Source organism: Halomonas sp. H10-9-1 (assembly GCF_040147005.1).
GTDB lineage: Bacteria > Pseudomonadota > Gammaproteobacteria > Pseudomonadales > Halomonadaceae > Halomonas.
The window spans coordinates 2,820,967-2,843,569 of the sequence record NZ_JAMSHO010000001.1 but is presented as its reverse complement, the minus strand read 5'-3'; the positions used below and the strand labels follow the sequence as shown (position 1 = coordinate 2,843,569).

The window sequence follows — 22,603 nt, the reverse complement described above, 5'->3', positions numbered from 1 at the left end:
ACATGCGCCTGACAGCGGGGCGGGGCGTGTTGCCCGCCTTGCTGCTGTGTACGGGCCTCGTCCTGGCCGGTCCCGTGAGCGGCCAGGACGAGGCCCGCCTGGTGGTGAGCAGCGAGGCGGGAGAGCCGCTGGTGACGCTGCCGATGCCCGAAGGCGAGGAGTGGTGCCTGGAGTGGAACCACTCGGTGGAGGGCTTCGCGGTCCTCGACTGCTATCGCCACCGCGAGGGGCGCATGGTGCTCGAGCGTAGCCACCTGCCCGACTTCGCTGCCGGCCTCGACCATATCCCCGGACGCGGCCGCCAGGTCTCCGACGGCCACGGCGGCTACTGGATCGAGGATCTCGACGAGCCGGTGCCGGGCAACGCCTACCGCCTGCGGGTCGGCAGCCTCGCCGTCGACCATCGCCTGGTGGTAGATGGTGAGCGCATCAGCCTGAGCCGGTTGGCGGCGGACCGCGCGGTGACCCTGCGCCTCGTCACCCCATGACCAACCCCACGACCCTGAGAGAGCCATGATGAGTGAAACGGGCAACTCCCCCATTGTCCCCGGCAGCCAGGCGAACCATGCCCGTCCCGTGCTGTGGCTGATCAGCCTGGTGGCGGTGGGCCTGTCGCTGTTCCAGCTTTACTCCGCCGGCATCCAGCCGCTGGGGCTCTTCTACCAGCGCAGCATCCACCTGATGCTGATCATGATGCTGGCCTTCCTGATGTTCCCGGTGTTCGGCCCGCGCCGGGCGCGGGGGCTGCTGGGCTGGCTGCTGGACGCCACCTTCCTGGCCGGGGCGCTGGTCACCGGCGGCTACCTGGTGCTCTATCTCGACGAGATCATCAACCGCGCCGGCTTCTGGAGCCAGGCCGACATCGTGGTGGGCTGCATCGCCACCGTCACCGTGCTGGAGGCGGCCCGCCGCGCGGTGGGCCTGGGCATGACGGTGATCGGTGTGATCGCGATCCTCTACGCCTTCGCCGGCCCGCGCGGCGGCCTGCCGTGGCTGGGGGAGTGGCTGCCCGGCATCCTGGAGCATCGCGGCTACGGCCTCGACCGCCTGGTCGGGCAGCTCTACCTGGGGCAGGAGGGCATCTTCGGGTTGCCGATGGGGGTGGCCGCCACCTATATCTTCATCTTCGTGCTGTTCGGGGCCTTCCTGGAGATCACCGGCGCCGGCAAGTTCTTCATCGAGCTGGCCTACGCCGCCACCGGCCGCCAGCGGGGCGGGCCGGCCAAGGCGGCGGTGATCGCGTCGGCGGGCATGGGCTCCATCTCCGGTAGCGCCATCGCCAACGTGGTGACCACAGGGGCCTTCACCATCCCGCTGATGAAGCGCCTGGGCTACAAGCCCCACCAGGCCGGCGGCATCGAGGCGGCGGCCTCCACCGGCGGCCAGATCATGCCGCCGCTGATGGGGGCCGGGGCCTTCCTGATCGCCGAGTACACGCGGATGCCCTACCTGGAGGTAGTCAAGGTCAGCATCCTGCCGGCGATCATGTATTTCGGCACCGTCTACCTGTTCGTGCATATCATCGCCCTCAAGCAGGGCATGCAGGGGATGGCGAAGAGCGAGCTGCCCCAGGTGCGGGAGGTGATGCGCTACGGCTGGCACTTCCTGCTGCCGCTGGCGGTGCTGGTGTGGCTGCTGGTGATGAACATGTCACCGATGCGAGTGGGCTACTTTGCGATCCTCACCATGCTGGGCGTGGCGGTGCTGCGCTTCCTGGTGTGGTTCTTCTTCGTGGCGCCGGGGCGGGGCGAACCGGTCACCGGTGAGCGGCTCCTCGGCGCCGCTCGCAGCGGCCTGGTGAAACTGCTCGGCGGCCTGGAGCTGGGCGCGCGCAATGCCGTGGCGGTCTCCATGGCTTGCGCGGTGGCCGGCGTGATCGTGGGGGTGGTGGGCCTGACCGGCCTGGGGCTGAAGTTCTCCTCGATGATGCTGGCCTTCTCCGGCGGCAACCTGCTGCTGGCGCTGGTCATGGTGCTGCTGGCCAGCCTGGTGCTGGGCATGGGCCTGCCGGTGACCGCCAGCTACATCGTGCTGATCGTGCTGGTGGGGCCGGCGCTCACCGCCGAGTTCGGTGTCCCGTTGCTGATCGCCCATCTGGTGGTGTTCTGGTACTCCCAGGACTCCAACGTCACCCCGCCCATCGCGCTGGCCGGCTTCGCCGGGGCGGCGATCGCCGGGGCCAAGCCCATGGAGACGGGCTTCCAGGCCTGGAAGTTCGCCAAGGGGCTCTACCTGATTCCGCTGTTCATGGTCTACAACCCGGAGATCATCATGGGCGGGCCCTGGCCGCTGCTGATCTGGACTGCATTGACCGGTTTGCTGGCCCTGGCAGCCTTCGCCGCGGCGCTGGAGGGGTATCTGTTCACCCGCATGGGCTGGCCATTGCGGGCGCTGTTGCTGCCCGCCATCGTGGCGGTGTTCTACCCGAGCCTGGTGGTGGAGGCGGCCGGGGCCGCCGTGATGCTGGTGCTGATCGTCGCCAACTGGCAGGCGAGCAGGCGAGAGGCCACGGCCTGATACACGAAGGCCCGCCCGGGTAATCGGGCGGGCCTTCGTGGCGTGGTCGCGGAACGCGGCTTACTGGCTAGAGGTCTCGGCCTCGGCTTCGGCTTCGGCTTCGGCTTCGGCTTCGGCCTCGGCGGAGGCATCCGCGGCCTCTTCGGTGCCGGAGACCATCTCCTGGGCGCCTTCGACCAGTTCGTTGGTCTTCTCGCGGGCGGCGTCCACGGCGTCGGCGGTGGCCTCGCGGGCGGAGTCCACGGCATCGGCGGTGGCCTCGCGGGCGGCATCCAGGGCGCTTGCGGTCTCCGCGGCGGCCTCGTCACCTGCGGCTTCGGCGGTCTCGGCTGCCTCGCTGGCCTCCTGGGCGGCCTCGTCAGCGGTGGCGTCCAGCGCTTCTCCCGCCTCCTCGGTGGCCTGCTCGGTCTCGGTGGCGGCCTCGTCCAGGGCCTGCTCGGTCTCGGTGGTGGCCTCGTCCAGGGCCTGTTCGGTCTCGGCGGCGGCCTCGTCCAGGGCCTGCTCAGTCTCGTCGACGGTCTGCTGGGCGTCCTGCTCGAGGGTCTCTTCCTGCTGGGTGGCCTCTTCGCTGTCGGAGTCGCAGCCGACCAGCAGCAGTGAACCGGCGAGTACCGCGGTAAAGATCAGGGAACGCTTCATCGTCAGTCTCCTTGGTGGGGTCCAGATGGGCTTCTTCTTGTTGCCCATTCACCACGACCTTAGCAGTCAATGGCGCATCAAACATGCAATCGGCTGTCTTCTGACGGCGACAGCCGGCCCCGCGGGCGTGGCTGTCCGCCTGGTCAAGATGACGCTCGAGGAGCACGGCGCTAGAATGTCCGGCTTTCCTTTATGCGCTCTTTTCCGCATTCCGCATCAGAGGCAGTCGCCGAGGAGTAGGCCATGCAGTCCGATACCATACAGTCCGAGACACTGGCGCCGAGGGTCGGCGTGATCATGGGGTCCAAGTCCGACTGGCCGGTGATGGAGCATGCCGTGGCGATGCTCGAGCGCCTGGGCGTGCCGTACGAGACCCGCGTGGTCTCCGCCCATCGCACCCCGGACCTGCTGTTCGACTACGCCAAGGGGGCGGCCGAGAGAGGGCTTCAGGTGATCGTCGCCGGCGCCGGTGGGGCTGCTCACCTGCCGGGCATGGTGGCCTCCCAGACCGCGCTGCCGGTGCTGGGCGTGCCGGTGGAGTCCAAGGCGCTCAAGGGCCTGGATTCGCTGCTCTCCATCGTGCAGATGCCCGGCGGCATCGCGGTGGGCACGCTGGCCATCGGCAAGGCCGGCGCCACCAACGCCGGGCTGCTGGCCGCCCAGATCATTGGCCTGCAGGACGCGACCGTGCGCGGCGCGGTGGAGGCTTTCCGCGCCGAGCAGACGCAGACGGTACTCGACAATCCCGACCCCCGGCCCTGATAGCCAGTCCTGATAGCCAGCCCTGATTGAAAGACGAGTGAGGAGAAGGTGATGGAAAAGACCATGAACATCGGCGTCCTGGGTGCCGGCCAACTCGGCCGCATGCTGGCCCTGGCCGGTTATCCCCTGGCCAACCGCTTCACCTTTCTCGACACCACCGGCCACCCTAGCGCCGGTATCGGTGAGGTGATGATCGACACCGACAGGAAGCACCTCGAGGCCTTCCTCGAGAAGGTCGACCTGGTGACCTACGAGTTCGAGCACCTGCCGGTCTCGCTGGTCCAGGCGATCGAGGAGGTCAGGCCGGTCTATCCGTCGAGCGAGGCGATCCGTGTCTGCCAGAACCGCGCCGAGGAGAAGGCGCTGTTCGACCGCCTGGGCATCCCCACCCCGGCCTATCGGCTAGTGGAGCATGCCGACGAGCTGGAGGCGGCGGCCCGTGAGCTGGGCTGCCCGGTGGTGGCCAAGTCGGTCACCGAGGGCTATGACGGCAAGGGCCAGGCGGTGCTCAAGGACCCCGCCGAGGCGGCCGAGGTGTGGCGTACGATCAACCACCCGCAGCTTGTCGTCGAGGCCTTCGTCGACTTCGTGCGCGAGGTGTCGATCATCGCCGTGCGCGGTCGTGACGGCGAGGTGGCCTTCTATCCCATGGCCGAAAACCAGCACGTCGACGGTATCCTGCGCTACTCCATCGCGCCTATGCCTGACCTGGACGAGCGCGTGCAGCAGATCGCCGACGGCTATATCCGTGCACTGCTCGACGCGCTCGACTACGTGGGGGTGCTGACCCTGGAGCTGTTCCAGTGCGCCGACGGTAGCCTGCTGGCCAACGAGATGGCGCCCCGGGTGCACAACTCCGGCCACTGGTCCATCGATGGCGCGGTGACCAGCCAGTTCGAGAACCACCTGCGTGCCATCCAGGGGCTGCCGCTCGGCGACACCGCGGCGCGCATGCCCACCTGCATGGTCAATGTGATCGGTCGCGAGGGCGAGGTGGCCGAGATCCTGGCCCTGCCGGACACCCACCTGCACCGTTACGACAAGAGCGAGCGTGCCGGCCGCAAGCTGGCCCATATCAACCTGCTGGCGCCTACCCACGCCGAGTTGCTGGAACGGGTGCGTGCCTGCGCGACCCTGTTGCCGGACGCCCCGGCGCCGCGTTTCAGCTTCGAGTAGGACGAGGTGCCGGGCCGATGCCGGGCAGCCTGAGGCTCCTGGCGTCGGGGCGGTGATTGATTCGAGCTCAGCCCATCAACAGGGTGCTGGCCAGCAGGCCGCCGCCGAGCAGCAGCACGAAGAGCGTCAGCGCCAGGATGAAGGGCTTGATGCCCAGCGCCTTGAGCTTCTCCAGCCGGGTCTCGTAGCCCAGCGCCGCCATGGCCATGGTCAGCGCCAGCTGGCCGGCCAGCACCAGGCCGTCGTGCAGCGGGGCGGGCAGCTGGACCAGGCTGTTGAAGACCACCATGGCCATGAAGCCGAAGGCGAACCAGGGGATCACCAGGCCGCCGCCGGTTGCCTGAGCCTCATCCCCCTCGCGGCGGCGCATCCACCACTGGCCGACGATCAGCAGGAAGGGCACCAGCAGCATCACCCGCACCAGCTTGACGATCACCGCGTTGGCCAGGGCCTCGGGGCCCACCGCCTCGCCGGCGGCCACCACCTGGGCGACCTCGTGGACGGTGGCACCGATATAGACGCCGTAGAGGCCCTCCTCCATGCCCAGCAGCGGATAGAGCAGCGGGTAGGCCAGCATCGCCAGCGAGCCGAACAGCACCACCGTGGCCACCGCCATGGAGGTGGCTGCCGGGCGCGAGCGGATGGTCGACTCGGTGGCCAGCACCGCAGCGGCGCCGCAGATGGCGCTGCCGGCGCTGGTCAGCAGGGTGGTCTCGCGGTCCATGCCCAGCACCCGGGTGCCGATGAGGTAGCCGACGATCAGCACGCTGGAGATGACCAGCACGTCGAGCAGCAGCACCCGGGGGCCCAGGGCGGCGACCTGCTGCAGGGTCAGCGAGAGGCCGAACAGCACGATGCCGCCGCGCAGCAGCCAGCGGGTGGCGAATTTCAGCCCGGGCGTGGTGTGGCGAAGGCTCCCGGCCAGCGGGGTGTTGCCGATTACGATGCCGAGCAGCAGCGCCACCACCAGGGGGCTGATGCCGGCGTTGGCCAGAGGGGGGAGCTGTGCCAGGCCGAAGCCGGCGGCGGTCAGGGTGATACAGACCACCAGGCCTTGCCACATGATGATGTCCTCTCCGGGGATGTTCGGGACTATCCTAGGCGCGATTCAGATCGTATGGTTATCAGTTAATAACGAACTGGCTATTCGGAAAAACCGATATGACACCCACGGTGAGTTTTCGACAGCTGCAGGTCTTCGCTGCGGTGGCGCGGCTCGGCACGGTGAGCGCGGCCGCCGTCGAGCTCAGCCTCTCCCAGTCGGCGACCAGCCAGGCGCTCTCGGACCTCGAGCGGCACCTGGGTATCGCGCTGTTCGAGCGGCTGGGGCGTCGCCTGCACCTCAACGACCTGGGTCGCCGGCTGCTGCCCCGGGCCGAGGAGCTGCTGGACGGCGTCGCCGGCTTCGTGGCCGAGGCCACCGAGCCCGAGGGTCGCCTGCAGGGGGTGCTCAGCGTATCGGCCAGCGCCACCGTGGGCACCTACCTGCTGCCGGCCCTGGCCGGCCGCTTCAGTGAAGCGTACCCGGCGGCGGACCTGCGGCTCAGGCTGCGCAACACCTTCGAGGTGATCACCGATGTGCTGCGCCTGGAGGCGGACCTGGGGCTGATCGAAGGGGAGTGTCGCGAGCCGGCACTGGCCAGCGAGGCCTGGTGCGAGGATCGCATGGTGGTGGTGGCCGCGCCGGGCCATGGGCTGGCCCGGCGTGGGCGCCTCGACGAGGCGGCGCTGGCCGAGGCCGACTGGATCCTCCGCGAGACCGGCTCGGGCACCCGCAGCGTCTTCGAGCAGGCCATGCGCGCCCGCGGCGCGCCGCCCAAGGTGCGCATGGAGCTCGGCCAGCATGAGGCGATCAAGCAGGCGGTGCGGGCCGGCCTGGGGCTCGGCTGCCTGTCGCGGCTGAGTGTGGCCGGCGAGCTCGAGCGCGGCGAGCTGGTCGCGCTCGACACGCCGTTGCGGCTGCGCCGCACCTTCTCGTTGGTCTGGCACCCGCAGCGCTATCGCAGCCCGCTATGGCAGGCCTTCAAGGTGTTTCTGGTCGAGGCGCGCCACTCAGCCCAGCCCACCGACGAACCCTAGCCACAGGGCGAGGGCGGCGAAGTGCCCGGGATACCAGCCGAGCCACAACCGTCGCGGCATGCCAAGCGGCACCCTCGGGATCAGGCCATCCGCCGCGCGTGGCATCAGCATATAGGGCAGTTGGGCCACCAGGCCGATCACCAGGATGCGCCGGGCATAGCGCAGCGGGTTGCGGGTGTTGAAGAGCCCGTGCCAGGCCACCATGGCCGCGAACAGGGGAAAGGCGATGCGGCCGATTGACGACCCGGCCCAGCCCAGCTCCCAGCCGTCGGGGAGGGCGTAGCGTGTCAGGTGATCCACCGTCATGGTGATCAGCGCCAGCCACTGGCCCCAGCCGGTCCAGGTGGACGAAGGGCGATGCATGGCGGCGACGGCCCGGGATGCGACACTTACCTGTTGAGCCATCGGAACCTCGCGCAATGGGTGTGAGTCGCATGGACTCGCGAGGCACGAGGGAGTTCCGGGTCGCGATTCGGCGACAGATACAGGATCTGAGTGTCGCCAAGGGCACACGGCGCAGGAGGGCTGGCGAGGGTGATCGGACTGCTGCAGTTTCCTGCGCCGGACGATCGCGATGCGGCGGTGAAGCCGGTCCTTAACGCACGAACGGGGCCCCTGGGGCCCCGTTCGCTGGCTGATGCTCGTGTCGGCTCACTCCACGCCGAAATAGGTCGCGTGGATCTCGTCGTAGGTGCCGTTCTCCTTCAGTGTGGCGAGCGCCTCGTTGAAGGCCTCGGCCAGCGCCTCGTCACGTTGGCGGAAGGCGATACCGAAGCCTTCGCCGAAGTACTCCTTGGGCTCGGTGATCTTCTGGCCCACTACCTTGTAGTCGCCCGCGTCGCTGTCGAGCAGGGTCGACTTGCCGATCGGGAAGTCGAGGAACACCGCGTCGAGGCGGCCTGAGTCCATGTCCAGCACCATGTCGTCGGCGGTGGCATAGCGGTTGACGTCGGCCACGTCGCCATACATGTCGGTGACGTAGTTGTCCTGCAGGGTGCCGCGCTGCACGCCAACGGTCAGACCCTCTAGGGTCTCCTCGGATGGGGTACCGATCTCGACGTCGCCGGGAGTGAACCAGGCCGACGGCGGGGTGATGTAGGGGTCGGAGAACAGCACCTGCTCACGGCGCTGCTCATTGATGGTCATCGACGACATGATGGCGTCGTACTTGCGTGCCATCAGGCCGGGGATGATGCCGTCCCAGCCCTGCACGACCCACTCGCAGTCGATGCCGATCTCGGCACACAGGGCGTTGCCCAGGTCGATGTCGAAGCCGGTGAGCTCACCGTCTGGCGTGCGGTACTCCATGGGCTCGTAAGGCACGTCGACGCCGATGCGGATGTCACGGACGTCGGCACTGGCGGTGCCGGCCACAAGGGCGGCACCGATGGCGCCGAGGCTGAGGATCTTGTGTAGCTGCATGGGGCTGGTTTCCCGTGTTGTTGGGGGAATCACCTTGTGGGTGATGACAGCTCAACCATAGCGGATCGCCGAATGGGTCGAAAGGGGGGAACCGGCGCAGGTGTAAACGCTGGTTCCCAACGGGCGTTTGAGACCATTTCAGCCCCCCGCCGGCTTGAGATGGGCGAGCAGTCGGCGCTCCAGCCAGCGGAAGAAGTAGAGAATGGCAAAGGTCAGGCAAAGGTAGATGGCCGCCACGAACAGGAAGGCGTCGAAGGGGGCATAGAAGCGCGCATAGACGAAGCGTGCCGCCCCGGTGAGATCCATGATGGTGACCACGCTTGCTATGGCGCTGGCGTGGAGCATGAAGATCACTTCGTTGCCGTAGGCCGGCAGGGCACGGCGGAAGGCGCTGGGCAGCACGATCCGTCGCAGCATCAGGCGATCGGACATGCCGTAGGCGCGGGCCGCCTCGATCTCACCGCGGGACGTGGCCTTGATGGCGCCGCGGAAGATCTCCGTAGTGTAGGCCGCGGTGTTGAGAGTGAAGGCGATCAGCGCCGGTACGAAGGGCTTCTCGAGGATCACCCACAGCCAGCTCTCCTGGATGCCCTCGACGAACACCACCCCGTAGTAGATCAGATAAAGCTGCACGAGCAGTGGCGTGCCACGGAACACGTAGCAGTAGAAGAAGATCGGCAGGTTGATCCAGCGATGCCGAGAGCCGCGGCCGATGGCCAGGGGCACCGCCAGCACCAGGCCGACGATCAGCGACAGAAACACCAGTTGCACGGTGGTGACAAGCCCCTCGCCGTAGTAGCCGAGGGTCTGCAGGGTGAAGATGCTGTTGTCGGCCAGGGTGGCCTCGAGCCAGTTCATCAGGGCGTCCATCAGTCTGTCTCCCCGTAGCCGACGTTATAGCGCTTCTGCAGGCGCGCGAAGGTCCACTCGGAGACGCTGGCGATCAGCAGGTAGATCACCGCCACGATCATCATGAAGGTGAAGGGTTCGCGGGTGGCCTTGGACGCCTCGGCGGCCACGCGCACCATGTCCGAGAGGCCGATCACCGAGACCAGCGCGGTGGTCTTGAGCAGCACCATCCAGTTGTTGGAGATGCCGGGCAGGGCGTGGCGCATCATCTGCGGGAAGCGAATGCGTCGAAACAGTAGCCAGGGCCCCATGCCGTAGGCGCGGCCGGCCTCGGTCTGACCCGCATCGACGGCGAGGAAGGCGCCACGGAAGGTCTCGCCCATGTAGGCACCGAAGATCAGCCCGATGGTCAGCACTCCCGCCACGAATTCGTTGATGTTGATGAAGATGTCCCAACCGAAGTGGTCATAGAGCGCATCGGTGACCATATTGATGCCGATCTGGCCGCCGAAGAACAGCAGCAGCATCAGCACCAGGTCGGGGACCCCGCGCACGATGGTGGTGTAGAGCGTGCCGATGCGGTGGGCCAGCCAGTTGCGTGACATCTTGGCGCTGGCGGTGGCAAGCCCCAATAGGATGGCCAGCACCAGCGACAGCAGCGCCAGCTCGATGGTGATCAGGGCGCCTTCGACGAGCCGCGGCCCGTAGCCGTGCAGATCGATCATGACGTTCTCCTCGCTCGGCTGTCAGTGCTTGGGTGCCAGGAACTGCTGGAGGCGCTCGGAGCGGGGATTGCCCAGCACCTCTTCCGGGGCCCCCGACTCCTCGATCACGCCCTGGTGGAGGTAGACCACCTGGCTGGAGACGTCCCGGGCGAAGGCCATCTCATGGGTGACCAGGATCATGGTGCGCCCCTCCGCGGCCAGGTCGCGCATCACCTTGAGCACGTCGCCGACGAGCTCCGGGTCGAGGGCCGAAGTGGGCTCGTCGAACAGCATCACCTCCGGGTCCATGGCCAGCGCCCGGGCGATGGCACCGCGCTGCTGCTGACCGCCGGACATCTGCGCCGGGTAGGCATCGGCGCGCTCGCTCAGGCCCACCCGCTCGAGCAACTGGCGAGCATGGTCGATGGCGTCCGACTTGGACTTGCCGAGCACATGCACCGGCGCCTCGATGACGTTTTCCAGCAGCGTCATATGAGCCCACAGGTTGAAGCTCTGAAACACCATCGAGAGCTTGGCACGCATGTTGACGACCTGCTTCCAGTCGGCTGGCTCGCGGCCGTGCCTGGTCTGCTTGAAGCGGATCTCTTCGCCGTGGACGATCAGATCACCCTCGTCGGGCTGCTCGAGCAGGTTCATGCAGCGTAGGAAGGTGCTCTTGCCGGAGCCGGAGGCGCCGATCAGGGTGATGACGTCGCCCTTGTGAGCGGTGAGCGACAGGCCCTTGAGCACTTCGGTGTCGCCGAAGCGCTTCTTGATATCGCGGACTTGCAGCGGAATCGGGTTTTCAGCCATGGGATCGGACTCCGGATAAGGCGTGTCGCACGGGATGGGGGGTGACCCGCCGGACAGGTGTCGATCGACCCTGCTGGAGTGCGGGGCGACGCGAGTCGAGCACGGCGTGGCAAAAGGGCACGATTTTACCTCCTGTTTGTGATTGTTATAAGAGTTTCTTCCAATTGTAGCGGTGAGCCTCTTAGGCGGGGGGCGCGACTGGCCGGGCCAGCAGCGCCGCTCGGGCACCCAGCTCGACGTTGGCGTTGGGGAATACCACCGCCAGCGGCACTTCGCCAACATGGGTTGCGCCGTGTTCACCATCCTCGGCCAGCAGGCTGCCGGGGGCGAACTCGGTGAAGTTGGGGATGTCATCGGCGAAGGCCAGGCGAAAGGCCTCGCTGCGGCGCATCAGCTCGTGCTCGACGCGCAGGAAGGTCATGCGTTGGGGGTCGCTCCGCCGCGGCGGTTGTCCCGCCAGCAGGGCCAGCAGCAGCCGACCCATGGGCGCCAGTGGGGCCAGGTCATTGTGGCCGAAGGGACGCGCCCGGCCCAGCTCCAGGGTGAAGGCCGCCGCACCGTGGTAGTGCTTGGTGTAGTGGGAAAAGGTCCAGCTATGGCGATGCTGGTGAAGCACCGCCTGAATATCGGCGGCGGCCAGCCAGGCCCAGTGCTGCGGTGGAGTGACGGCGTCGGCATAGGGCTCTACCGCGAAGCGCGGGTAGCGGCTGTCGCGGATGGCGGTATGGAGGTCGTAGTGCAGCCGCGCGCGGCCGGGGTAGCGGGCGAAGAAGGCATCAATCGCCCCCATCAGGGTGCGGGCGCGCTCGGGTTCGGCGCCTGTCTCCTCCAGGTCGCGACGAAACAGCCGATTGAGGTTGGTGTCGATAAAGCGCACGTCGCGGCGGATCGCCTCGAGGCTGCCGAGGACCAGCAACGTGGGGGCGCCGACGCTCGTCTCTCCGGCGCCAAGCGCCTTCAGACAGCGCTGCAGCAGCTCTATGGGGGCGGTCTCGTTGCCGTGAATGCCCACCGAGATCACGCCGGCCGGGGCCTCGACGGCGGGGGCGTCCGGTATCAGCTCCAGCAGGCCGGGACCGCGGGGCTCGGCGCGTCCTCCGGGCAGCGTGAAGGCGTCGATGGGGTCGTCGTCGAGGCTGCGTCGAATCCAGCTTGACAGCGACTCGCTCGATGCCGTTTGGGGGCGCGATGGGGGCATGGAACAGCTCCTCGGCGGTGGGTCATATGACTACCTTCCGCCAGGCGGCGGCGCCAGGCAAGGGGGGCGTCGATGGCGTGAAAGTACCGGTGCGAGGGTGAAAGTCGCCGTCGGCGGGACTTTTGGCCTATGGGGCGGCCGGTGGTGCGGCGCTATGCTGGGTGCCGCGCATTGCTCGCTTCATCCACGCCACCCCTCAGCCACACCCTCCCTTTAACCACGCCCCCTTAATCACGTCAGAGGAGCCTGTCATGCCCGATCCCTCCGCCTTGTCACCTGCCACCCTGGCAGGCCACTACGACGGCGCGGCACAGGCCGGTGGCGAATCGCTGATGGTGCGCCTGGCGGCCGCCTTCCGTGCGGCGGGGCATGATCCCGAGCATCTCGGCCTCGACGAGATCGCCGGGATCGATCAGCTGCACCTGGGCGGGCGTCGGGCAAGTCGCCACCTGGCGGCGCTGGGGAGGCTGGTGCCCGGTGAGCGGGTGCTGGACGTTGGCTGCGGCACCGGCGGGGCCAGCCGTCTGCTGGCGCAGGAGTTTGGCTGCGAGGCGCTGGGAGTAGATATCACCGCCGCCTTTATCGAGGTGGCCGAATGGTTGAGCCGTGCCACCGGGCTGGCCGAGAGTTCCCGCTTCCTGTGCGCGGACGCAGCGCGCACGCCGCTTGCGGAGGCGACCTTCGACGCGGTGTGGTGCCAGCATGCGCTGATGAACATGCCTGACGTGGCCGCGGTGCTGGCGGAGTGGCGGCGGCTGCTGAAGCCCGGTGGTCGGGTGCTGCTGCATGAGGTGGTGTCTGGTGACAACCCCGAGCCCATCGCGCTGCCGGTGCCCTGGGCCAGCGACCCGGCGGCGAGTCATCTATGCTCCCGAGCGGCCTTCGAGGCGCGTTTGGCCGCGGCGGGCTTCGTGAGCGAGTCGCTGGAGGACGTGACCGCGACGGCCCTGGCCTGGCGCCAGAAGCACAGTCGTCGCGAGGCTGCCGAAGAGCTGCCCGCCGCCCCGGCGCTGCCGGGGCCGGCGCTGATCTTCGGCGAGCGCTTCGCCGCCATGGGGCGCAATCTGCGCGACAACCTGGCGGCGGACAAGGTGCGCATCCTGGCCGGCTGCTGGCGCTTGGCCTGAGGCGGGCCGTCCGATGGCAGCATGTTCAGCTGAGGCGGGAGCCACGCACCAGATAGCTCAGCGGGTGGAGCACCAGCCACGTGATCAGGGCGACACCAAGTGCAGCGGCGATCAGCGCGGCCCAGTCGGTGGCGGTGGCCACGAAGGCGAGCCTCGAATGGGTCAGCACAGGTAACCACCATAAGGTCGACAGGCCCACCAGCAGGGCGATGCCATCGGCCGCCCGGCAGCGATAGTCGATGAGGCGATAGCCGCGCAGCCGTCCGGCCAGTTGGGCGAGGGCGAGCACGGCGAGGATCGCCAGGATCAGCGGCAGGAAAGGTGGGAGGGCGTGAGAGAGCACCGCGAGGATGCCGGCAAGTGAGAATGTCATGGCAGATCTCCTTAAACGCGGCCTTCGAGCATGGCGTAGTAGGCGGGCTGCAGGAGATAGTCCTTGAGCACCCAGGCGGCCCATGACTCCTCCTTCGGGTCGATGAACGAGAAGGAGGGTAGGAAGGCCATGTCGTTGTCATACCCGAACTCCACCAGCATCGCCTTGCCGATATCGGTGATCAGCGGGCAGGAGGTGTAGCCGTTGTGCCGGGCCGGCAACTGACGCCCCTGCAGGAAGGCTGCGATGTTGGCCTCCACCACCGGTGCCTGGGCCTTGACGCTGGCCGCGGTCTTGTTGATCGGTGCGCCGATCACGTCGCCGATGCCGAACACCTCCGGATAGCGGTTGTGCTGCAGGGTGTGGATGTCGGTATCCAGCCACTCGCCGGCGAAGGGGCCGTCACGGGCGATCAGATCGCTGGCCTTGACGAAGTCCGGCGCGCTCATGGGCGGCACCACATGGAGGAAGTCGTAGTCGCGCACCTCGGTCGTGCCGTCGCGTGCGGTGAACTCGGCCTGGCGTGCTTGCGGGTCGATGGCCGACAAGTGGCGTCCATGATGGCGAGTGATGCCTTCGTGATCGAAGCGCTGCTTGAGGAAGTCGCTGATCCAGGGCTGACTAAACATGCCGTCGCTAGGCGTGAAGTAGTCCAGCTTGAAGGCGTCACGGTCAGAGGCGGCCTTGATGCGCGACAGCGTGGTAAAGGTCATCTTGATCGGTGCGCCGGCACACTTGATGGCGGTGGGCGGTGTGGTGAAGAGCCCCTGGCCGCCGCCTTGCGCGAGCCAGGCGTCGATGGCGTCCCGCGTACGGCTGGCCGCTTCCAGGCCGGCATAGACACTGCCGATGCCGTGGCTACCGACCAGCTCCGGTGACATGCCCTCGATCAGGTGATAGTTGAGCTGCAGGCCGGTGGCGATCACCAGGAGGTCATACTCCAGGGTGCTGGCATCGGCCAGGGTGATGCGCCGCTGTCCGGCATCGATGCCCACCGCCGGTCCCTTGACCCAGCCGATGCCGGCGGGGCGGAAGTCGGTGTTGGGGCGGGTGGTGCGGTCAGCCTCCCAGACCCCCGAGGCGACCAGGGTCCAGCCGGGCTGATAGTGGTGGGTCTCGCGAGGCTCCACTACGGTGATGCGGGCGCCGTTGAGCCGCATGGCCAGGCGGTTGGCCATGGCCATGCCGGCGGCGCCGCCGCCAAGGATCACCACGCGGGCGCGAGTCGCGACCGTTTCGGCCTGAAGAGCGGCCAGGGGCAGCAGACCGGCGGCGCCGGCGCCCAGCCCCAGCTTGAGCAGCTGGCGGCGCCCCAGGCGCGGCCCTGACAGAGGAAGAGATGACATGACGGGACTCCTGCGGCGACGATAGCCGATAAGCCGGATATAAGCTTATGAATAGCTCTTCGCCGAGAAGTCGTCTGTGGTTCCTTGGTCTGCGGCAACTTGCCGCTCGATGCCGAATCCACCAGGCCGCGGGCCGTCCTGGGCCATCACAATGGCTACGGCCGCCGTCGCCCACTCAAGGTGCGAGTGTCAGCGCGCAATTCGCTCGGCGATGGCCCGGCCCAGGCCCTCGGTGGTGCCTTGGCCGCCCACATCCGGCGTCAGTACCTCCCTGTCGCCCGCGGCAAGCACCGCTTCGAAGGCGTCGACGATGGCATCGGCCGCTTCCTGGTGGCCCAGGTGCTCGAGCATCATCGCCGCCGACCAGATCTGGCCGATGGGGTTGGCGATGCCGCGCCCGGCGATGTCCGGGGCGCTGCCGTGTACCGGCTCGAACAGGCTCGGGAAGGTGCCTTCCGGGTTGATGTTGGCCGAGGGCGCCACGCCGATGGTGCCGGTGCAGGCCGGACCCAGGTCGGAGAGGATGTCGCCGAACAGGTTGCTGGCCACCACCACGTCGAACCAGTCGGGGTGCATCACGAAGTTGGCGGTGAGGATATCGATATGGAACTGGTCGACGCTTACCTCCGGATAGTTCGCCCCCATCGCCTTCACGCGCTCGTCCCACCAGGGCATGGTGATGGCGATGCCGTTGGACTTGGTGGCCGAGGTGAGCTTCTTCCTTGGGCGTGACTGGGCCAGCTCATAGGCGAATCGCAGCACCCGGTCGGTGCCGTGGCGGGTCATCACCGTCTCCTGGATCACCACCTCGCGCTCGGTGCCCTCGAACATCTTGCCGCCGACGCTGGAGTACTCGCCCTCGGTATTCTCGCGTACCACATAGAAGTCGATATCGCCGGGCTGGCGGCCGGCCAGCGGGCTCTTGACGCCGGGCAGCAGCCGGCAGGGGCGCAGGTTGATGTACTGATCAAACTGGCGGCGAAACTGCAGCAGCGAGCCCCACAGCGAGACGTGGTCGGGAACGGTCTCCGGCCAGCCGATGGCGCCGTAGAACAGCGCATCGAAGTCCTTCAATTGCTCGAACCAGTCATCGGGCATCATCTGGCCGTGCTCGGCGTAGTAGTCGCAGCTGGCGAAGTCGAAGGAGGTAAGCTCGATCTCGATGCCGAAGCGCTCGGCGGCGGCCTTCAGGGCGCGCACGCCCTCGGGCATCACCTCCTTGCCGATGCCGTCGCCGGGGATCACTGCGATACGCTGTGCCATGTATCCTTCTCCTTATTCTCTGTGCCGGAAATGTGCCTACTCTAGCCCCTGACAGCCAAGAGATAATCAGGCTAGGATGCAAGGCATTGTTGACCCTGAGTGGAGAGTTCCATGGCGCCGCTAGATGACCTCGCCTTCTTCCAGCGCCTGGCGCGTGCCGGCAGCCTGACGGCGACCGCCCGCGACCTGGGGCTCTCCCTGTCGGCGGTCAGCAAGCGCCTGAAGCAGCTCGAGTCGCGCCTGGGGGTCAGCCTGGCCAGTCGTACCACGCGGCGCCTGACCCTGACGGCGGAAGGGGAGCGCTACCTGGCCGATGGCGGGGCGATCCTCGACGAGCTGGCCGAGCTGGAGGAGGCGCTCGGCGCCCAGCGCTCCGAGCTGTGTGGACCGCTCAAGATCAATGCCACCTTCGGCTTCGGACGGCGCCACGTGGCGCCGCTTCTCTCCTGTTTCTGCGCCAGCCACCCGGGCGTGGAGGGCACCCTCGAGCTCACCAACTTCCCCATGACGCCGGGTGAGCAGGGCGTGGACATCAGTATCCGGGTCGGTGCCCTCCCCGATTCGCGCCTCGTCGCCCAGCGCGTCCTCGACAACCGGCGGATCCTGTGTGCGGCGCCCACCTATGCCGAGCGAATGCCCCGCCTGGCGGAGCCGGCGGACCTGTCGGGGCACCCCTGCCTGGTGTTGCGCGAGAACGACAGTGACTTCGCGCTGTGGCGCTTCCGACGCCGCGACGGCGGCGGCCAGGAGCAGGCGGTCAAGGTCTCGGGGCCGCTGGCCAGCAACGACGGCGAGGTGATCGTACGGCTGGCGCTGGATGGCCACGGGGTCATCCTGCGGTCACGGTGGGATGTCCAGTCGCACCTGGCGGCCGGGCGGTTGGTGGAGTTGCTGCCCGAGTGGCAGGGCGTGCGCGCCGACTTCCATGCGGTCTATCGCCAGCGGCGCCATGTCCCTGCACGGATTCGTGCTTTCGTGGACCTGCTTCGTCGAGAGCTGCCGAGGCGGGTGGGGTGAGCTGGACCTTTCACAGGGCTCCCTCGAGATCATGCGTCAGCCACGGGGCGATATGAGGAACCAATTTGCAAGATGGGAACTTCAGCCACAAAGTAGAGTCGCTAGGACACGAATGGTAGTGCACAGGGCGTTGTATCACTTGGCTTTCGGCCACGATGTCGCGGCGTGCGACGGGTACTTATGGAGGTGGATGATGAACAGGACGCAAAGATTGACGCTTGGTGCATTGGCGGTATCCCTTATGCTGGGCCTCGCGGCGTGCTCCGGGATGTCGACGCAGGACAGGAACACTGCCCTCGGTGCGGGTGCCGGTGCCGTCGGTGGCTCGATCCTGACGGGCGGCAGCACGGCCGGTACCATCGGCGGTGCCGTGGTTGGCGGCGTTATCGGCCACCAGGTCGATGATGACTGATAAGTGAGTGTGGCACAGCCGATCCCCCATGGCGGGATCGGCTGCGTCAACTCTCAGGTACTGTCTCCCTCCACCAGCTCGAACCCGACATCATGCTGACGACGGGTGACACGCTTGCCTTCCAGACGCTTGAGGAGTTCCTGCGCCGCCAGTCGGCCGATGGTATCCCGGGGTGACTGGATGGTGGTCAGGCGCGGGGTAATGAACTGCCCGAGCGGGAGGCCATTGAAGCCCGCGATCGCCACGTCATCCGGCACCCCTATACCGAGCCGCAGGGCGTGGAGGAGGGCGCCGCTGGCGAGGTCGTCGTTGGCAAAATGGATCGCATCGGCCTCGGGGGCCTCGCGCCTTGCCCGCTCGAGACCGGTGGCTCCCGCTTCCAGGCTGCCCAGCCGGTCGAGCTCCAGCACCCTTGGGCGAATGCCGGCCGCCTCCAAGATCTCGGCATGGCCGTGATAGCGCATCTGTGCCCGATAGTCGTCTTCTAGCCTGGCACCCACGAAGAGCGGGCGCCGATACCCCTTGTCGACCAGGTGGCGCGCCATGGCGCGTCCTGCCTCCCTATGGTCGAACCCCACGTTGAGGTCAAGGGCCTCGCCCAGCTCCATCACCTCCATCACCGGGCGGTCGCAGTCTTTCAGGAGCTTGCGGCAGGCATCGGTATGGCGAAGCCCGGCGGTGACCAGTGCAGAGCAGGACCAGCCCAGGAAGGTCCTGACCAGTCGGTGCTCGCGCTCGATATCGTAATCCGTGTTACCCAGCAGGATCTGGTAGCCCGCCGCCTCGAAGGTGGACTGCAAGCCCTTGATCACCTCGATGAACACCGTGTTGACCAGCGATGGCACGATGACGGCGATGAAGCGTGAACGCGAGGAGGCGAGGCTACCCGCCACGAGGTTGGGGACATAGCCCAGGCGATCCATGGCATCCAGCACACGCTGACGCGTCGCGTCATTGACCCGCTCCGGGGCATTCAATGCCCGGGATGCCGTGATCGAGGAGACCCCGGCCATGTCAGCGACCTGAGCCAGGGTGGGCTGATCCGACCCCTTGCGGTGACGTGGTCGAGGCGATTGTTTAGACATTGGTCGCACTCCCTGTCGTGGCGCTTGCTGGGTGAGGAGCGATCCTCTACAAAGATGTTAGCGCTAACATGTTAGCGCTACCAGCTGAACCCTAAAACAAGCAATAACACCACGACGGGGGAGCCAGGTGAGCCAACTAAAGCATGGCCTGAAAATCGGCGTGATCGGCCTGGGTGCCATGGGCAAAGGCACCGCACTGGCGCTTCATGAGCGCGGCCTCGATGTCGTGGGCTGCGACATCACCGAACAGGCCCGTCAGGCCTTCGCCGCCGGTGGTGGGCGCAGCGTTGCGCTGCCCTCTCGTCTGGCCGAATGCCATGTCGTGGTGGTGCTGGTGGTCAATGCTCACCAGGTCGAGTCGGTGCTGTTCGGTGAGCAGGGAGTGGCGTGGCACCTGGCGCCGGGGAGCCTGGTGATCCAGTGCGCCACCGTTGCCCCCGCCTTCGCCCGTGAACTGGGGGCGCGCTTGGGAGGCCTGGGGCTGTCGATGCTGGATGCTCCCGTCAGCGGTGGCGCCGCCAAGGCACGCAGCGGTGAGCTGTCGGTGATGGCCTCCGGTGACCATGGCGCCTTCGAGAAGGCCGAACCCGTTCTGGAGGCCATGGCCACCACCGTCTACCGCCTGGGCGAAAGCGCGGGTGTCGGCTCCAGCATGAAGCTGGTCAACCAGTTGCTCGCCGGGGTCCATATCGCCACCGCCGCGGAGGCGATGGCGCTTGGCATCCGCCTCGGGCTCGATCCCGAGACGGTGTACGAGGTCATCACCCACTCGGCGGGCAACTCCTGGATGTTCGAGAATCGGGTCCCTCACATCCTCAAGGGGGACTACACGCCGCTCTCGGCCGTCGACATCTTCGTCAAGGATCTCAACCTGGTGCACGAGACCGGGCGGGACCTGGCGCTGCCCACACCGGTGGCGTCCAGCGCGCTTCAGCAGTTCACGGCGGCCAGGGGCGCCGGTTTCGGGCGCGAGGACGATGCCGCGGTGATCAAGGTCTACCAGCGCCTTTCGGGGATCGACCTGCCCGCCGCTGCCAATGATCCGCAGGGGGCCTGACCATGACACTGCTGCTTGGCGCCATCGCCGACGACTTCACCGGCGCGACCGACCTGGCCAACAATCTGGTGAGGGCCGGCATGCGTTGCGTGCAGGTACTGGGCGTTCCCGATGCCTCCGTCGAGCCGTCCGAGGTCGATGCCGTGGTGGTTGCCCTGAAGTCACGCTCCACGCCGGCCGAGGAGGCGGTGGCGGAGTCTCTGTCCGCGCTGGAGTGGCTGCAGGCGCATGGCGCCCGCCAGATCTTCTTCAAGTACTGCTCGACATTCGATTCCACGCAGGCCGGCAACATCGGCCCCGTCGCCGATGCCTTGCTGGAGCGGCTGGCGAGTGACCAGACCGTCATGGTACCCGCCTTTCCCGTCAACGGCCGCACCGTCTACCAGGGCCACCTCTTTGTCGGTGACCGGCTGCTCAACGAGAGCGGCATGGAACACCACCCACTCAATCCCATGACGGATGCGGACCTGGTGCGCTTCCTCGGGCATCAGACGCCCCATCCGGTCGGCCTTGTGTCACGCCAGGTCCTGTCGCAGGGGGCTAGCGCCACGCGCCGCCATCTGGATGCCCTGAGAGAGCAACGGGTCCGTCACGTGATCTGCGACACCCTCGACGACGGTGATCTCGATGTGCTCGCCGCAGCGCTGGTGGACACCCCGCTGGTCACTGGTGGCTCCGGGCTCGGCCAGGCACTGCCGGAGCAGTATCGCCGGCGTGGTTGGCTCGAGCCGGTTGCCGACCCGGGGCGACTGGCCAGGGCGTCGGGCCGTGCCCTGGTAATCTCGGGAAGCTGCTCCCGCGCCACCCTCTCCCAGGTGGCGCACTTCCTGAAACAGCATCCTGGTATCTCCCTGGATCCGCTGGCACTGGCGGAGGGAGACGCGCACCTGGCCGAGGCGCTGGCCTTCGCCCGCGAGCGCCTGGCATCGGGTGGCCCCGTGCTGGTGTATGCCTCTGCCGATCCCGAGCGCGTCACGGCGGCGCAGGCGGCGCTGGGGGTCGCGAGAGCGGGCGAGCTGGTGGAACACGCCATGGGGCAGCTCGCCAGCCGCCTGGTAGAGGAGGGCGTCGGCCGGCTGGTGGTCGCCGGTGGCGAGACCTCCGGCGCGGTGGTGTCGGCGCTGGGGGTGCGTCAGCTGCGCATCGGTGGGCAGATCGATCCGGGGGTGCCTTGGACCCAGGCGCCCGTGCCGGGCCGCGAGGCGCCGCTCTCCCTGGCGCTGAAGTCCGGTAATTTCGGGGGGGAAGACTTCTTCACCCGTGCCTTCGAGGTGCTGGAAGAGATGACCGGCGGGGAGGGCAGCCCATGAGCCGTGATCACGAGACCCGGCTGCGCGAACGGATCGCCACCCTGGGGCAATCGCTGTTCGACCGCGGGCTCACCATGGGCTCGAGCGGCAATATCAGCGTGCGCACCGAGGACGGCGGCTGGCTGATGACGCCCACCAATGCCTGCCTGGGGCGTCTGGACCCCGCCACGCTCTCGCGGCTGGACCGCCAAGGGGAGTGGCTGGATGGCGATAAGCCCACCAAGGAGCACTTCCTGCACATGGCCATGTATGCCGAGCGCCCCCAGTCCGGGGCGATCGTGCACCTGCACTCGACGCACTCGGTGGCGGTGTCGTGCCTGCCCGATATCGATCCCTGCGACTGCATCCCCCCGCTGACCGCCTACTACGTGATGCGCGTGGGCCGGCTGCCGCTGGTGCCCTATCACGTGCCCGGCGACCCCACGCTGGGTGATGCGGTGCGCGGCCTGGCCGGCAAGCATAGCGCCGTGCTGCTGGCCAACCACGGACCCGTCGTGGCGGGCAAGAGCCTCGAGGCGGCCGTCTATGCCACCGAGGAGCTCGAGGAGACCGCCAAGCTCTTCCTGCTGCTGCAAGGCCGCAACCCTCGTGCCTTGACGCCCGAGCAGGTGGCCGAGCTGGAAGCCCGTTTTCCCCGCGATTGAGGAGACCGAGATGATTCGCCTGGCGGCCAACCTGAGCATGCTGTTCACCGAACATGATTTCCTGGAGCGCTTCGCTGCCGCATCCGAGGCCGGGTTTCGTGGCGTGGAGTACCTCTTCCCCTATGCCTACTCCCCCGACACCCTGCGGGATGCCCTTCAGGCGAACCATTTGCAGCAGGTGCTGTTCAACCTGCCGCCGGGCGACTGGGAGGCCGGGGAGCGTGGCCTGGCCAGCCTGCCCGGTCGCGAGGCCGAGTTTCGCGACTCGGTGGTAGAGGCACTGCGTTATGCCGAAGCCCTCGACTGTCCTCGGGTGCATGCGATGGCGGGCCTGCTCCCGGAAGGCGCGGACGCGCCGACCCGCCAGGCGCACCAGGCCACCTATATCGAGAATCTGCGCTTTGCCGCCCGCGAGGCGGCCCGCCTCGGGCGCGAGGTGTTGATCGAGCCGATCAACACGCGCGACATGCCGGGGTTCTTCCTGTCGCGCCAGGCCCAGGCGATGGCGGTGCTGGAGGCGGTGGGAGAGCCCAACCTGCGCCTGCAGTTCGACCTCTATCACTGCCAGGTCATGGACGGGGACCTGACACGCCACCTCGAGCGCCAGTTCGGTGACATCGGCCATGTCCAGATCGCCGGTGTGCCGGAGCGCCATGAGCCGGACCGTGGGGAGGTGCACTATCCCGCCCTCTTCGAGCGCCTGGAGGCGCTGGGCTATGAGGGCTGGATCGGCTGCGAGTACCGGCCCGCCGCCGCTACCCGATCGGGGCTGGCGTGGGGCGAGGCCTTCGGGCTGAGGTCGGGCTGACA

23 protein-coding genes and 1 pseudogene are annotated in these 22,603 nt (G+C 67.5%); 12 read left to right on the top strand and 12 right to left on the bottom strand.

Going from position 1 to position 22,603, the window contains the following annotated elements; all coding sequences use genetic code 11:
• The first annotated feature begins 2 nt into the window (after positions 1-2).
• Entirely contained in the window at positions 3-488 is a 486-nt protein-coding gene (locus NFH66_RS13055) for a DUF1850 domain-containing protein (RefSeq protein ID WP_349610655.1), read from the top strand.
• A gap of 28 nt (positions 489-516) precedes the next feature.
• A complete protein-coding gene (locus tag NFH66_RS13050; RefSeq protein ID WP_349611738.1) occupies positions 517-2,517 on the top strand; it encodes a TRAP transporter permease in 2,001 nt (666 codons plus the stop codon).
• Between the two features lie 60 nt (positions 2,518-2,577).
• Here the strand turns inward: NFH66_RS13050 and NFH66_RS13045 are convergent, their stop codons facing one another.
• A complete protein-coding gene (locus tag NFH66_RS13045) occupies positions 2,578-3,156 on the bottom strand; it encodes a hypothetical protein (protein WP_349610654.1) in 579 nt (192 codons plus the stop codon).
• Between the two features lie 243 nt (positions 3,157-3,399).
• Here NFH66_RS13045 and purE point away from each other — a divergent pair, with 243 nt between their 5' ends.
• Together purE and NFH66_RS13035 are read left to right on the top strand one after the other, a co-directional pair.
• The gene (gene purE, locus NFH66_RS13040; protein ID WP_349610653.1) at positions 3,400-3,918 is read left to right on the top strand and encodes a 5-(carboxyamino)imidazole ribonucleotide mutase; all 519 of its coding nucleotides are present in this window, start codon (positions 3,400-3,402) and stop codon (positions 3,916-3,918) included.
• A gap of 63 nt (positions 3,919-3,981) precedes the next feature.
• Positions 3,982-5,094, top strand: coding sequence for a 5-(carboxyamino)imidazole ribonucleotide synthase (locus tag NFH66_RS13035; protein WP_349611737.1), 1,113 nt, complete (start codon positions 3,982-3,984; stop codon positions 5,092-5,094).
• A gap of 67 nt (positions 5,095-5,161) precedes the next feature.
• On the opposite strand, the gene NFH66_RS13030 is transcribed toward NFH66_RS13035, so the two are convergent.
• On the bottom strand, positions 5,162-6,157 hold the full coding sequence (locus NFH66_RS13030; RefSeq protein WP_349610652.1) for a YeiH family protein: 996 nt from the start codon (positions 6,155-6,157) through the stop codon (positions 5,162-5,164).
• Between the two features lie 110 nt (positions 6,158-6,267).
• Here NFH66_RS13030 and NFH66_RS13025 point away from each other — a divergent pair, with 110 nt between their 5' ends.
• Positions 6,268-7,173, top strand: a complete 906-nt coding sequence (locus NFH66_RS13025) for a LysR substrate-binding domain-containing protein (RefSeq protein WP_349610651.1) — start codon at positions 6,268-6,270, stop codon at positions 7,171-7,173.
• A 36-nt stretch (positions 7,174-7,209) separates the two neighbouring features.
• Here the strand turns inward: NFH66_RS13025 and NFH66_RS13020 are convergent.
• From NFH66_RS13020 to NFH66_RS12995, 6 genes and pseudogenes are all read right to left on the bottom strand, one after another.
• A pseudogene (locus NFH66_RS13020) lies at positions 7,210-7,578 on the bottom strand (TraX family protein); the annotation flags it as partial.
• Positions 7,579-7,824: 246 nt separating this feature from the next.
• Complete coding sequence (locus NFH66_RS13015) at positions 7,825-8,595, bottom strand: transporter substrate-binding domain-containing protein (protein ID WP_349610649.1); 771 nt, start codon at positions 8,593-8,595, stop codon at positions 7,825-7,827.
• Between the two features lie 138 nt (positions 8,596-8,733).
• The gene (locus NFH66_RS13010) at positions 8,734-9,465 is read right to left on the bottom strand and encodes an ABC transporter permease (RefSeq protein ID WP_349610648.1); all 732 of its coding nucleotides are present in this window, start codon (positions 9,463-9,465) and stop codon (positions 8,734-8,736) included.
• Positions 9,465-10,169: an ABC transporter permease gene (locus tag NFH66_RS13005; protein WP_349610647.1), complete on the bottom strand. Its 705-nt coding sequence runs from the start codon at positions 10,167-10,169 to the stop codon at positions 9,465-9,467. The genes NFH66_RS13010 and NFH66_RS13005 overlap by 1 nt, the downstream gene beginning before the upstream one ends.
• Before the next feature lie 21 nt (positions 10,170-10,190).
• Positions 10,191-10,961: an ABC transporter ATP-binding protein gene (locus NFH66_RS13000; RefSeq protein WP_349610646.1), complete on the bottom strand. Its 771-nt coding sequence runs from the start codon at positions 10,959-10,961 to the stop codon at positions 10,191-10,193.
• Positions 10,962-11,142: 181 nt separating this feature from the next.
• Positions 11,143-12,159, bottom strand: coding sequence for a succinylglutamate desuccinylase (locus NFH66_RS12995; protein WP_349610645.1), 1,017 nt, complete (start codon positions 12,157-12,159; stop codon positions 11,143-11,145).
• Positions 12,160-12,410: 251 nt separating this feature from the next.
• On the opposite strand from NFH66_RS12995, the gene NFH66_RS12990 reads away from it, so the two are divergent.
• Positions 12,411-13,286, top strand: coding sequence for a class I SAM-dependent methyltransferase (locus NFH66_RS12990; protein WP_349610644.1), 876 nt, complete (start codon positions 12,411-12,413; stop codon positions 13,284-13,286).
• A gap of 25 nt (positions 13,287-13,311) precedes the next feature.
• Here NFH66_RS12990 and NFH66_RS12985 read toward each other — a convergent pair whose 3' ends face one another.
• From NFH66_RS12985 to NFH66_RS12975, 3 genes are all read right to left on the bottom strand, one after another.
• Positions 13,312-13,659, bottom strand: a complete 348-nt coding sequence (locus tag NFH66_RS12985; protein WP_349610643.1) for a hypothetical protein — start codon at positions 13,657-13,659, stop codon at positions 13,312-13,314.
• An 11-nt stretch (positions 13,660-13,670) separates the two neighbouring features.
• Complete coding sequence (locus NFH66_RS12980; RefSeq protein WP_349610642.1) at positions 13,671-15,005, bottom strand: NAD(P)/FAD-dependent oxidoreductase; 1,335 nt, start codon at positions 15,003-15,005, stop codon at positions 13,671-13,673.
• 189 nt (positions 15,006-15,194) lie between these two features.
• Positions 15,195-16,268, bottom strand: coding sequence for a tartrate dehydrogenase (locus NFH66_RS12975; RefSeq protein ID WP_349610641.1), 1,074 nt, complete (start codon positions 16,266-16,268; stop codon positions 15,195-15,197).
• 111 nt (positions 16,269-16,379) lie between these two features.
• Between NFH66_RS12975 and NFH66_RS12970 the strand changes: the two genes are divergently transcribed.
• Positions 16,380-17,285, top strand: a complete 906-nt coding sequence (locus tag NFH66_RS12970) for a LysR family transcriptional regulator (protein WP_349610640.1) — start codon at positions 16,380-16,382, stop codon at positions 17,283-17,285.
• 193 nt (positions 17,286-17,478) lie between these two features.
• Positions 17,479-17,697 carry a YMGG-like glycine zipper-containing protein gene (locus NFH66_RS12965; protein WP_349610639.1) on the top strand — a complete coding sequence of 73 codons (219 nt, stop codon included), beginning with the start codon at positions 17,479-17,481 and terminating at the stop codon, positions 17,695-17,697.
• A 53-nt stretch (positions 17,698-17,750) separates the two neighbouring features.
• On the opposite strand, the gene NFH66_RS12960 is transcribed toward NFH66_RS12965, so the two are convergent.
• Positions 17,751-18,782, bottom strand: a complete 1,032-nt coding sequence (locus NFH66_RS12960; protein ID WP_349610638.1) for a LacI family DNA-binding transcriptional regulator — start codon at positions 18,780-18,782, stop codon at positions 17,751-17,753.
• A gap of 127 nt (positions 18,783-18,909) precedes the next feature.
• Here NFH66_RS12960 and ltnD point away from each other — a divergent pair, with 127 nt between their 5' ends.
• The 4 genes from ltnD to otnI are packed head-to-tail and all read left to right on the top strand — an operon-like array spanning position 18,910 to position 22,601.
• A complete protein-coding gene (gene ltnD / locus NFH66_RS12955) occupies positions 18,910-19,839 on the top strand; it encodes an L-threonate dehydrogenase (protein WP_349610637.1) in 930 nt (309 codons plus the stop codon).
• 2 nt (positions 19,840-19,841) lie between these two features.
• The gene (gene otnK, locus NFH66_RS12950; protein WP_349610636.1) at positions 19,842-21,149 is read left to right on the top strand and encodes a 3-oxo-tetronate kinase; all 1,308 of its coding nucleotides are present in this window, start codon (positions 19,842-19,844) and stop codon (positions 21,147-21,149) included.
• Positions 21,146-21,793 (top strand): 3-oxo-tetronate 4-phosphate decarboxylase, encoded by a 648-nt coding sequence (gene otnC / locus NFH66_RS12945; RefSeq protein WP_349610635.1) that lies wholly within the window; start codon positions 21,146-21,148, stop codon positions 21,791-21,793. Before otnK ends, otnC begins: the two co-directional genes overlap by 4 nt.
• Positions 21,794-21,803: 10 nt before the next feature.
• On the top strand, positions 21,804-22,601 hold the full coding sequence (gene otnI, locus NFH66_RS12940; RefSeq protein ID WP_349610634.1) for a 2-oxo-tetronate isomerase: 798 nt from the start codon (positions 21,804-21,806) through the stop codon (positions 22,599-22,601).
• Positions 22,602-22,603 lie beyond the last annotated feature (2 nt).

What these genes read in the sequence shown, in the direction of transcription:
- NFH66_RS13035 (WP_349611737.1), top strand. Translation starts at nt 3,982, where the DNA reads ATGAACATCGGCGTCCTGGGTGCCGGCCAACTCGGCCGCATGCTGGCC.
- NFH66_RS12970 (WP_349610640.1), top strand. Translation starts at nt 16,380, where the DNA reads ATGGCGCCGCTAGATGACCTCGCCTTCTTCCAGCGCCTGGCGCGTGCC.
- NFH66_RS12990 (WP_349610644.1), top strand. Translation starts at nt 12,411, where the DNA reads ATGCCCGATCCCTCCGCCTTGTCACCTGCCACCCTGGCAGGCCACTAC.
- NFH66_RS12980 (WP_349610642.1), bottom strand. Translation starts at nt 15,005, where the DNA reads ATGTCATCTCTTCCTCTGTCAGGGCCGCGCCTGGGGCGCCGCCAGCTG.
- NFH66_RS13030 (WP_349610652.1), bottom strand. Translation starts at nt 6,157, where the DNA reads ATGTGGCAAGGCCTGGTGGTCTGTATCACCCTGACCGCCGCCGGCTTC.
- NFH66_RS13055 (WP_349610655.1), top strand. Translation starts at nt 3, where the DNA reads ATGCGCCTGACAGCGGGGCGGGGCGTGTTGCCCGCCTTGCTGCTGTGT.
- otnI (WP_349610634.1), top strand. Translation starts at nt 21,804, where the DNA reads ATGATTCGCCTGGCGGCCAACCTGAGCATGCTGTTCACCGAACATGAT.
- NFH66_RS12995 (WP_349610645.1), bottom strand. Translation starts at nt 12,159, where the DNA reads ATGCCCCCATCGCGCCCCCAAACGGCATCGAGCGAGTCGCTGTCAAGC.
- otnK (WP_349610636.1), top strand. Translation starts at nt 19,842, where the DNA reads ATGACACTGCTGCTTGGCGCCATCGCCGACGACTTCACCGGCGCGACC.
- otnC (WP_349610635.1), top strand. Translation starts at nt 21,146, where the DNA reads ATGAGCCGTGATCACGAGACCCGGCTGCGCGAACGGATCGCCACCCTG.
- NFH66_RS13015 (WP_349610649.1), bottom strand. Translation starts at nt 8,595, where the DNA reads ATGCAGCTACACAAGATCCTCAGCCTCGGCGCCATCGGTGCCGCCCTT.
- NFH66_RS13045 (WP_349610654.1), bottom strand. Translation starts at nt 3,156, where the DNA reads ATGAAGCGTTCCCTGATCTTTACCGCGGTACTCGCCGGTTCACTGCTG.
- NFH66_RS12965 (WP_349610639.1), top strand. Translation starts at nt 17,479, where the DNA reads ATGAACAGGACGCAAAGATTGACGCTTGGTGCATTGGCGGTATCCCTT.
- NFH66_RS13000 (WP_349610646.1), bottom strand. Translation starts at nt 10,961, where the DNA reads ATGGCTGAAAACCCGATTCCGCTGCAAGTCCGCGATATCAAGAAGCGC.
- NFH66_RS13050 (WP_349611738.1), top strand. Translation starts at nt 517, where the DNA reads ATGAGTGAAACGGGCAACTCCCCCATTGTCCCCGGCAGCCAGGCGAAC.
- NFH66_RS12960 (WP_349610638.1), bottom strand. Translation starts at nt 18,782, where the DNA reads ATGTCTAAACAATCGCCTCGACCACGTCACCGCAAGGGGTCGGATCAG.
- NFH66_RS12985 (WP_349610643.1), bottom strand. Translation starts at nt 13,659, where the DNA reads ATGACATTCTCACTTGCCGGCATCCTCGCGGTGCTCTCTCACGCCCTC.
- NFH66_RS13005 (WP_349610647.1), bottom strand. Translation starts at nt 10,169, where the DNA reads ATGATCGATCTGCACGGCTACGGGCCGCGGCTCGTCGAAGGCGCCCTG.
- NFH66_RS13010 (WP_349610648.1), bottom strand. Translation starts at nt 9,465, where the DNA reads ATGGACGCCCTGATGAACTGGCTCGAGGCCACCCTGGCCGACAACAGC.
- purE (WP_349610653.1), top strand. Translation starts at nt 3,400, where the DNA reads ATGCAGTCCGATACCATACAGTCCGAGACACTGGCGCCGAGGGTCGGC.
- NFH66_RS12975 (WP_349610641.1), bottom strand. Translation starts at nt 16,268, where the DNA reads ATGGCACAGCGTATCGCAGTGATCCCCGGCGACGGCATCGGCAAGGAG.